The 12,007-nt window shown below is 35.8% G+C and carries 2 protein-coding genes; both read right to left on the reverse strand.

The annotated features are described in order from the left end of the window. Positions 1–10,040, reverse strand: a 10,040-nt coding sequence (locus HQN90_RS37715; RefSeq protein WP_173227954.1) for an SDR family NAD(P)-dependent oxidoreductase, incomplete at its 3' end; no start/stop codon positions are given. Then, positions 10,037–12,007 (reverse strand): beta-ketoacyl synthase N-terminal-like domain-containing protein (locus tag HQN90_RS37720; RefSeq protein ID WP_246363036.1); only part of this gene is annotated, 1,971 nt, incomplete at its 5' end. The genes HQN90_RS37720 and HQN90_RS37715, both read right to left, overlap by 4 nt.

Below are 12,007 nucleotides of genomic sequence, written 5' to 3' on the forward strand. Positions count from 1 at the left end.
GGAATATTGCTTTCGTCACGGTTCTTCATGAATCGAGAGTTCATTGTTCTCTTTTTACGCGGTTCGAACAATACGATGGGCTCTTGCTGTCCTTTTTCTTCAACGACATTAACACCTTCCCTGTAAAACGCTTCCATAACTCCCCGATATTCCAGTATAAAATATTGCCTTAACTTTTCTAATGTGGAGTACCCAAAAAACACCGCAGGGGTCACATCGATTTGATAATGATCCGTCAATTGTTTGGAGAACTCCGCCAGGTTGATGGAATCAAAGCCAAACTCAGACAAATTCGAATCAATGTCCAATTTTTCCTTTGATAACTTCAGGATCTTTCCCGCCAACTCTTTCAAATCCCATTCCACACATTGTTCCAAACTTAACCCTTTCATTTCTGGTCTTCGATTACCAATGCTCTCCTTATTTGTCTTTCGGAACGACATAGCGTGGGTAGGAGCCCCTATTGCATTTATACCTAGCATCCGATTTATCTTTCTCTCATTTCCTGCAAGAATTAGAGTTTGCACGTTCTGTTGGGACAAAATTATTTCGAAGGCATCTATTCCTTCCTGTGCTTCTAGACTTCGTTGTCCACTTGCTTTTAAATATAATTCACCATTTCTTTCATCACCAAACCCCATCCCACCGTCTTTCCATAAGGGCCAATTAATCACAAATGTTTTGATTTTTTTCTTCCCAGATATATTCATTTCATTTCTATAATTAGCGTAAGCCATTTGGAACCTGTTCCCAATAGCATAGTCGCAAAATCCAAAATCACCCAATATCGCCGAAGTGGATGAGAAATAACAAATAAAATCCAGAGGTTCTTCTTTCAATATTTCATCCAGAATCATTGTCCCATTTATTTTGGGATTCAATACTTCTTGAAAATCCTTTAACTCTTTCTCCCTGAAATTTTCAGCGTGTAATATGCCTGCAGCATGAATTATCCCATGAATATCTCCAAATACTTCCTTTGCTTTGGATATTTGTTCTCTCATTTTATTCTCATCGGATATGTCAGATCTTGCATAAAAAACAGACCCACCTAATTGTTCCAGCTCCTTAATATGCAATTGCTTCTCTTTATCGATAGGACTTCTACCCGTTAAAATTAAATTTGCAGCATAGTTTTTAGCCAGATGCTTTGCGAATAATATCCCTATTCCACCTAGCCCACCTGTAATAAGGTAATTTCCATTTTTTCTCAAACCAATGTCTTTCAATTTGTCCTTTATTATCAGGGGATTGATAGCTTGCACATATCTTTTTCCACTTTTATATAACACATTTTTAACCATTTCGATATGTAGCTCATCCCGGAGATCATTCAACCAATCATCCATCGTCCATTTGTAGACGTTTTCAGAATTATCGTACAGTATTATTCCCATTTTGGTGTCGGGTATAATATTTTTTAATGAACGTTCAAACCCGATCCATGATTCCAGATAACAACGATCTATCTGGTTTTTTATTTCTGCACCGACCATAAACTTCTTCGCTTTCAGTCTTGTCATAGTAACAGCTTGTAAAATATAAAAAATACAAGAATGGTCTTGAGATAAATTAGAATCCTCAAGCTGCCATAGATATAGCATATAATCGATATTATTTATTTTTTCTTTAATGTCTTCAAAGACTTTAATAAATGAATTCCGATCCGTTCGAAGGATTTCATATTCGGTTTCGGATAACCGCTCATACTGGGTCCCTTGACTTATAAATATAACTTTTATATTCACATCAATAGAACCCATCTTCTCCAAAAACAGTTTTCTATTCTCGTTATTTGATAGAAAACAAACGATCGTCTTACAATTGATTTCGGAAAGTTTCTTTTCTTCTTCTACCCAAACCTCCTCAAATAAAAACAATGGCTCAGCCTCTTGAGCTTTTTTAGCATTGTTAATTGCTAATGCTTTATTGTCATTCAGTGAAACTTCAATTAGTTTGTTTTGACTAAACGTAGATAAACCTTTTACACTGCAATATATTTTTCCGTTTTCGTCACAAAAATCGATATCAATTGATGTCTTTTGATTATTATGAACTGCGCTACTCGGATTAATGACTGCCCATGCGGCTGTACTTGGTATTTCAAAAACTTCTAGTTCTTTCAGCGTTATGGTGTCCATTGGATTTAATTCTTTTAAACCGAACAATAGCGAGAAAACCTGCAATAACCTATCTTTTAAGTAAAGATCAAATAAATACGAGCTTCCTGTTTCCTTATTTGAAAGCTTTATTAATAATTGGCTTCCCCTGATAATAGCTGTTTCAATTTGGTTCTCATCATCACATTCCCAACCGCTGTTCAATAATTTCGTATAGATTTCACTTCGGGAAAATATTTCCTGATTTTGCTGATTCCTAATACTACTCTCTAAATCTATATATTGATCATCTTTTTTCTTTGACGTTTCAATACTTCCATAACTATAAATAATATTTTCATCTTGGTGTTCCAAATCACTATATATTTCATAAGCAATCTCATCATTTTTTTGTATAGAAAGCCCAACATGCAACATAATAGGCCCATTACCTAGCGGTACAGCAGAGTGATTCCAACTAACATTGTTAAACTTTATGTTTTGTGAATTATCCTTGATAACACCCATTGAATACTCTGCTGCCACCCTGGCCATCTCTAAGAAAGCTCCACCTGGAAATAAGTATTGTCCAGAAATGCAAGTTAGTTTTAGAAAACTCTCATTTCCAGTAAACGTGGAACTGTATCGCTGTTCATAAAAGTTTGAAGTATTTTGGTGTATGAGTGGATGAAGGGCTGTCATATCTAAGGATAAATCATCCCTTGCTTTAGCAGCTTCATAGGTTGCCCAATATCGATCTTGTATGAAAGGATATGTTGGCAGACTGATTTTCATTGGTTTATTGCCCTGATATAATTTATCCCATTCAACATCAATCCCATTTACCCAAATTTCACCAATGCGACTTAACTCCCTATTCGTTATCCATTCATCAAGCGGGAATGCAATGCTCCCATCAGAATCAACCGTTACGTTCTCTAATTTTTTTATTTTTGTTTGATTAAAAAAAACACCCGACGGAGTATGATTATCTGCTATCTCCTTCAAAGTGTTTATCAATTCTATTCTCGAAGCAGCCTCGATTGCTAATCGAAATTCCATGGCTTCACGCCCTACTTGCAAGGTATAAGCAACATTCACAAGATCGATATCTTGCTTGTATTCCATATACCTTAGGAGTTTATCTGCACATAATCTCAATAGTTCAGGAGTCTTTGCAGATAAAACAAACAAAGATGTCTTATTATCATAAGTATTTTTTGAAAGAGGCTTTTTTGGATCAGAAGTGTATTCTTCAATTACAAGATGCGCGTTGGTTCCACTAAAGCCAAATGAGCTAATACTTGCCCTACGTTTCTTTTCTCCTGCTTTTCTCCAAGCTTTTAACTCGGTATTAACATACAATGGAGAGTCCTCAAAATTAAAGTGTTCGTTTGGCTCCTTGAAGTTTAATGTCGGCACCAATTTCTCATGCTGCATGCAAAGCAATACTTTTTGAATACTTGCCACCCCTGCAGCAGCCGATGTATGCCCAATATTGCTTTTTACAGACCCAATGCCGCAGAAATGATGATGTTTTGTTTTTTTCTTAAAAACACTGGATAATGCCTCTAATTCGATGGGATCGCCCAATTTCGTTCCCGTTCCATGCATTTCAACATAATTGATACTTTCCACATCAATGTTATATTTTTCATAAACTTCACTTAGTAACTTCATTTGGCTGTTTGCACTTGGCGCCATAATTCCATTAGTTTTCCCGTCTTGATTGATTCCAGAACCTACAATAATACCGTATATATGGTCATGATCAGCTTCTGCATCTTTTAATCTTTTTAAGACCAGTGCACCTACCCCTTCACCAGGAACAAATCCGTCAGCATTATTATCAAAGCTTTTGCATTGTCCTTCAACGGATAACATGCCAGCTGAACACATGCTGATATAGGATTCTGGTGCAAGATATAAACTTACACCACCTACTAATGCCATCTCGATCTCTCTATTTGCTAACGCCTGACAAGCCAGATGGGTCGCTACCAAAGCTGACGAACAAGCCGTGTCAACTGGAATTGCCGGTCCTTTTAGATTGAGAAAATAAGAAATACGAGCCGCCGCAATAGCATAACTATTTCCAACAACATTATTAATTGAGGATTGGTTTTGATAAAGCATCGTACCGTATTCATTGCTCATAATTCCAAGATAGACACCGCAATTTTTCCCGTTCAGTTCTTTAGGACTATATCCCGCATCTTCAAATGCTCGATAGCTTTCTTGTAAGAAAAGACGGTGCTGTGGATCCATCAGCTCAGCTTCTGATGGTGCGATATTAAAAAATAAAGGGTCGAAATACTCTGCCCCTTCCAAATACCCCATCCATTTGCAATAAATGTTCCCCTTTGGAGAATCAGTATATTCGTTAACATCCCATCTTGTTTGAGGTATCTCTTGGATTGAATTTTTCCCATTAGCAAGATTATTCCAGTACATCTCAAGATCGTTTGCGTCTGGATATCTACCCGACATACCAATAATAGCTATTGGCTCATTCACTTCCACAGGATCCCGCATTTCACTTGTTGTTGTGGGTTCTTCCTTTTGGTTTTGTTCACCAAAACCATTTAACGTCAAGCCATCCCGATTTGTCATTTTATCTATTTGTCCCAAACTTTTAGCGGAATGGATCTCCGTTATTAAATACTGTGATAACTCACGTATTGTCGGGTAATCATAGATTATTGTCACGTTAAGAGATAAAGAATACTTTAAGTTTAAAGATCTTATCCACTCCAACCCAACAATGGAATCAAGTCCCATATCAATAAATTTAGTATCAATATTTATATCCTTCCGTTGCATGTAGAGGGCTTTCGATAAGCTTGTTGCAAGATCTTCATACAACTCTAAAGAAGTAATCTCATGCAATGTATTAATATACGATTTCGTTTCTACTGCTTCGCTGGATTCAATTTCTGCAATTTCCGGTATATCGTTGACTGGCATTCCATTTATCCCGCTCTCAACAATATTGGTTCGAATTATCTTTGATAATTCGAATATTGTAGGGTAGTCATATATAATTGTAGCGGGAAGCGATAGCGAATACTTAGCATTGATAGCTCTCATCCATTCTAATCCAACTACTGAATCCAGACCCATATCAATGAATCTGCTGTGTATATTCACATCATTCGGGTTCATATAGAGAACTTCCGCAAGAGTTTTTGAAAGGTCGTCGATCAAGTTGTCTAACGGGATATCCTGTTCAATATTATTTTTAAGATTATGATTATGATTAGCTTTCTTGTTAAGATCATGACTAGCTTTCTCTTCTGCAGTTGGAATAAAGGGAAGCGATTTGGGCTCAACCTCATTATGATGAATATTTCTTAGATCAGTCAGAGCAATAGCGGTAGGTTTAACCAATGGATTCGAACATTTCTTATCAAGTACCCTTAAATCATGATTAATTTTTCTAGAAATGGTTCTAATCGGCCAATAACTCTGGCGATTAAAGGGGTATGTTGGCAATTTTATACGTTTTGGTTTATTATTTCTATACAATTTGTCCCAGTCTATAACAGAACCGTTTATCCACAGCTTTGCTAGCTCAACTAATTTATTATCACTGAATGAAAAATCCTCTAGATTTACATTCAGGTTAATCGAAGAATCCGTAGGGTTATCAATCTCACCACGAAAACAACGACTAAATGTTTCATTACTATTAATAAATCCGGTTAATCCTTTTACTAGTTCTTCAACACTCCCAACTACAAAAGCAACCCTTTTTTCCATCGCTTCTCTACCGATTTGTAGAGTATATGCAATATCCGCAAGTTCAATTTCAGAAGAAATACCCTCGTTGGATGCAGCTAATTTCTGAGATAAAAAATTCTTTAGTTCATGTGCATATACTATTAAGGTTTCATTAGCTTTTGCAGAAAGGGGAACCATCACCTGAATCGGATTTACAGGTTCAATCCGTTCTATTTCTTTAGAGCGAGGAACATATTCCTCAACGATTAGATGCGCATTACTTCCGTTTGCACCAAAAGAGCTTATCCCGGCGCGACGCGGAATAGCAATTTGCTTACCATTCTTTTCTTCAATTAATACACGATCCCATTTTTTATAGTTCCGTTCCAAATAAAAAGGAGTATCATGAAACGAAATAAGTGGATTCAGATTCTTTGCATGCAATGAAGGAAAAATTTCACCATGTTTTAATTGCAGTAAAACTTTTGTAAGTCCAGCAATTCCAGCGGCAGCTTCCAAATGACCAATACTTGATTTGCAAGAACCTATTGCACAAAATTGTTTATCATTTGTCCATTTGCTGAATGCCCTGCTTAGTCCATGGATCTCAATTGGATCTCCCAAAGAAGTACCCGTGCCATGAGCTTCAATATAATTAATTGATGTGGGATCGACATTTGCCTTTTCTATAGCCGAAGATATGACCCCTGACTGTGCTACAGGATCAGGAACTGTTATTCCGGATGATTTACCTCCATGATTAATAGCAGAGCCTCTAATAACACCATATATATGATATCCTTCTTTTTCTGCCTCTTTTAGAGAAGTTAATAAAACAGCTCCCACACCTTCCCCGGGTACGTATCCATCTCCTCCTTCACCAAAACTCTTACAGAGTCCATCAGAGGATAAAAATTGCGCTTTGCTCAGGAACAAGTATCTTTGTGGATGAGTGATAAGGTTTACTCCACCGGAAATCGCATACTTACATTCTCCATTACGAATACTCTCACAAGCTAAATGTATTGCAGTTAGAGCTGATGAACACATAGTATCCACAGCCAAAGATGGGCCGTTAAAGTTTAAACAATATGAAACCATATTGGCTACTGCTGCTGAAGACACCCCAAATGAAGTAGGAAAACCGTTCTGTGTCATCTCCGCACCATACAATTCATAATGGTTCCAAAAAACCCCGGCAAAAACACCGACAGAATTATCTTTATTATTTATTTTTCGATTCCTATCTATTGGAAAACCCGCATCTTCGCAAGCTTCCCAAGCTATTTCTAAAAAGAGACGTGCCTGGGGATCGAGCAATTCTGCTTGTCTTGGAGAAATACTGAAAAATAACGGGTCGAATTTATCAATTTGAGATAAAAAGCCTCCATGTTTATAGAACTGTTCTATCTCATATGTAAATTCATAACCCTCCCACCTTTTTTCGGGAAGTCCAGTTATACAGTTTTTTCCTTCTTTTAAATTGTGATAAAACTGATCCACGTTATCTGCCATCGGATAACGGCCAGATAACCCAATGATTGCTATATCTTCTCCAGATAGCTTCATATCTTTATCATAGTCCACGGTCTGTTCACAACTGATTCCTGCTGTATTTAATTGATAACTCCCGGAACTACTATCCATATAACTTCTAATTCTTTTCTCATCACCAAATAGAACGGCAACTTGGGGTTTATCTGAATTTATAAGAAGATCTAGTGTCTCCAAACCTTTTGTTATTGGCAACGGGATCATACCTTTTGTCTCATACATCATTCTTTCCAATTCGTGGGTTAACTTCATTCCCCCATCAGACCATAAAGGCCAATTTATTGAAATTGTATTCCCGAAACGTTCACCATCATCCACTTTAAGCTGTCTATATTGGGAAAAGTAATCAAGAAAGCCGTTTGCAACAGCATAATCAGATTGGCCCAAATTTCCGAAAACCGAGGAAATGGATGAGAACAAAACAAAGAAATCCAATCTTTCATCTTTTGTAACTTTATCAAGGATATATGTACCAAGCACCTTGGGCTTTAAAACCTCATGAATGTCTTCGGATTTCTTTTTAATGATAATTTGATCCTTTATTATTCCTGCACAGTGGAAAATACCTGTTATTCCGCCATACTTCGCTTTGATGCTCAAGATGACTTTGTTCATTTCACTTTCGTTACTTACATCCGCCTTTATATAAACTACTTTAGAAGCATTATCATTAGAGATCCCATTTATTTGTCGTTGAATACTCGAATTTTCCTCTGATCTTCCAATTAATATTACTTTTATATTGGCCATTTGTGTAATATGTTTAGCAATTTCATATCCAAGACCACCTAAACCACCAGTAATAATATATACTCCATTCTCTTTACAATAAGGGCTAAGAATAGACTTATCAAAGAAAACCTCTTGATATACTTTTATAAATCTTACACTATTATTCTCTTGATAATAAATTTCTGCTACGCCCTTTTCATGCGAAAGGGCTTCATCTTGAACTAATTGTACCGCTCTCTCCCTTGTTGCTGTATTCAAGCGATCAAAATAAATCATTTGACTGTTAATTCTGATGTTTTCTTCATACGCTGTTGTTAAGATCCCCCGTAATGCATGAACGTAATGGTTGGCATGATCTCTATCAAAAATTAATTGTATTAAAACGTCTGATTTTTCTTTTGACATTAGTTCTTTTTGAAGTACTTCCAATACCTGAGTGAGCTTAACCTCTAGTTGATCAGGTAATTCTCCCGTATCTGAAAATAACTTAAATAATGTAGAATTTGGAAATCTTTTTTTGATTGCGTATTCTAAAAGATCAGAGGTCTGATCCAAGATAATTAAGTGTTTATCCCAAATTTTCTTGATTCTACTATTAACTTTTTGCTTTTGTAAAACGGGTTGGAAATATATGGTACTCAAATTCAATTCATTTTCACTTGTTTCTATATGTTTATTATCTACCTCGGCATTCAATATCATGTTTTTCCCGTTAAGGAATACATCCATTTCTTTTTCATAATGCTGCTTTATATATTCAGATAAACTGTTAATAGTTGAGTATTCAAATAAAAGGGTAGGATATAATTGAACTTCTAAGTTCTTTTCAAGTTTCTTAACAATCGTTAGTAGGTGCGTTGAATCTAATCCAAGATTATAGAAGCCTAAATGTATACTAATTTCCCGTGGATTTTTATTTAATGCGATTCCAATCTCTTCTTTCAGATAGTTGTTGATCATTTCAACATTAGCTCGATTAGAAATACCTTGTATGTTCTCTATATCTTTATAATTTTGTTCTGAATCCAATTTAGTTCCTTCCGTGTCATTTTCATTATTTGCATTGCCACACTCCAATAATTCGTGTTTCCTCATTCTCATTAACGTAAGTTCTTCCACCTCAACTAATATTTTACCTGTTTCATCCAGAATGAGTATGTTATTTGTTAACAAATCATCTCGTTGCTCATTTCCTAATCCTTTATTGCTACAAAATGTATATACCGATTCAGGCAATTTCTTATTTATACAAAGTCGTTTAATGGAAAAAGGAAGAAATGATGGCTGATTCATTTCTTCCTTTTCAATCTCATTTAATTTAAAAGAAGTTCCAGCGAACATTATGCTATCTAACAAAGCCGGATGGGCAAAAAACTTATCATTATATTTTGCTGCAAATTCACCAAGTCGGAGGCTCATGATTTCTTCATTGTTATTCTGATATACTTCCCCACTTGTTTTCATAAACTCCAAATGTTCTACATTTATCCTTTTGATAAAACTATAAATGTCTTCTACATTCCATTTCAGCGTGGAAGTGTCATTTATAAACCTGCCCACATCCATTATATGCTTTTTTTCAACAATGTTCTTAAGAACGACTACACATTCCATATTTTCATCATGCTGATCTTCAATTATATTTTCATTCGTTTTGCAACTTGTTATTTTGACTCTATATTGTTCATTTTTTTGTGTAAATTCTATATATACAAGTCTATCAAACTCTTCCGTAGTATAGATAGGCTTTTTAAATATTATATTTCTCAACTCAAACGAACGGGTCACTTCAAGAGAGGTAAATAATCGATAAACCATATCGAGAAGAGCGGCCCCTGGAAGAGTATGCATACCTTGAACTAGATGGTCACGCACAAGATAATTGTTATGGTGTACTTTTTGAGTAAATATTTGACTATTCGTAGTAATCAACTGTTCATTCTCCCATCCTCTAGTTTTGAAATCGTAAAATAATGGATAAATTCATCTTCATCATTTATTGGGGGTTCTGTATCTTTTGCTTCTATACGTTTTTCATTATCAGGCCAATAATAACTTCTGTTAAATTCAATCCTTTTATTTTTAGGTTCTAATGTCGCTATATGTGATTCCGGAATTCCCTCATTACTAATGATGATATGGGCGTTGCTTCCCCCCAAACCAAATGAACTAATGCCAGCCCTTAAAACATTGCTATCAGTTGTCCATTTTTGTGGATGTTGAACCAGATAGAATGGAGATTGAGCGAATTTGAATCTTTCATTTGGCTTCTCACAATGAAGTATGGGCGGAAGTTCTTTATGAATTATAGCTAAAAGTACTTTTATAATGCTTGCTGCACCGGATGCACTAAGTAAATGACCTATATTGCTTTTTACACTTCCAACACCACAGAATTGCTTCAAATCAGTGTATTTTCTATAAGCTTTCGTAAGTCCTTTAAGCTCAATCGGATCACCAATCAATGTTCCTGTTCCATGTGCTTCAATATAACTAATCGTTTTGGGATTTATGGCTGCATTTAATATTGCTTCTTCAATAAGATTACATTGACTTTCAGGGTCCGGGGTTGTGATTCCCATAGTGTTGCCATCATTATTTATGGCTGTCCCCTCAATCACTCCGTAGATTTTATCATGGTCTTCAATTGCTTTCGTTAATGACTTTAGTACTAATACCCCACAGCCCTCACCTAATGCAATACCATCTGCACTTGCATCAAATGTTTTACAGCGGCCACTTGGAGACAGTATTTTTGAATTACTTAGTACTAAGAATTCTTTCTCATCTAGTAATAGATCTACTCCTCCTGCTAACGCTAACTCAGATTCACCGTCTTGAATACTTTTCACAGCAAGGTGAATGGCTGTTAAGGAACTGGAACATGCTGTGTCAACAACTAAATTCGGGCCTTTAAAATTAAAAATATGAGCTAAATGAGCACCTATAAAGTTTTGACTTGTTCCAACCAAGATATCTTTATCATTAAAACCTGTTTTATTTAGAAACTGACTTGGCCTAGTTCCAACAAATACACCTACTTTCTTTCCCCACAAATCGTTAAAGTAACCTGCATCGGATAAAGCTTGAACACTCACTTCCAACCATTGTCTTTGTAATGGATCAATCGTTGATGCTAAAGAGTTAGGTATATTAAAAAAATCGGGATCAAAATACTCAATATTATCTACAAAAGCGCCCCATTTACTAATACTGTAACCTTCTGAGTAGTTCTTTTTATAATGCTTTCTCCAATCCCATCTGAAACTCGGCACTTCGCGCACACTATCTTTCCCTGAAATTAGATTATTCCAATACTGTTTTAAGTCAGGAGCATCCGGGAAGTTACAGTGCATTCCGATTATTGCAACCTTATCCGTTTTCACGTAAGGTTTTTTATCTGATTCAACATGGGTAGCAAAAGTGGGTTGTGGTTGATTCCAATTTTTTTCAATAAATAATGGTTTCGAGTACTGATGATTTTTTTCCATTGGTTTGGAAAGGAATTCATCCTTTGGTTTTGAAGCTATTTTGGCTTCTTCTGATACTGAAAATGTTCTCATCATGATTTCTTTATACTCTCGGATCGTATACGCTGAAAATTCTTTGATCGTAGTATATTTAAAAAACACCGTAGGATCTAACGCCAGTTCAAATTCATTATTTATGCTATCGGCTAGTTCGGTTAGCGTTATTGAATCAAATCCGAAGTCGGATAATTCCGTATCTGAGTCAATATGATCAATGCTTATTTTTAATATTTTCGAAACAATCTGGACAGTTGCCTTTTGTACTTTGTTCTCAAGCATTCGGTTATCTACATCTTCTGTTTCTTCGGTTTTGTCATGCATTTGTTCTTCATTTCCCGTGTTACCTTCACCTTGGATTAAAAGTTGCCG

Origin of the sequence: Paenibacillus alba, from assembly GCF_013204855.1 — a bacterium.
GTDB classification, from domain to species: Bacteria; Bacillota; Bacilli; order Paenibacillales; family NBRC-103111; genus Paenibacillus_E; species Paenibacillus_E alba.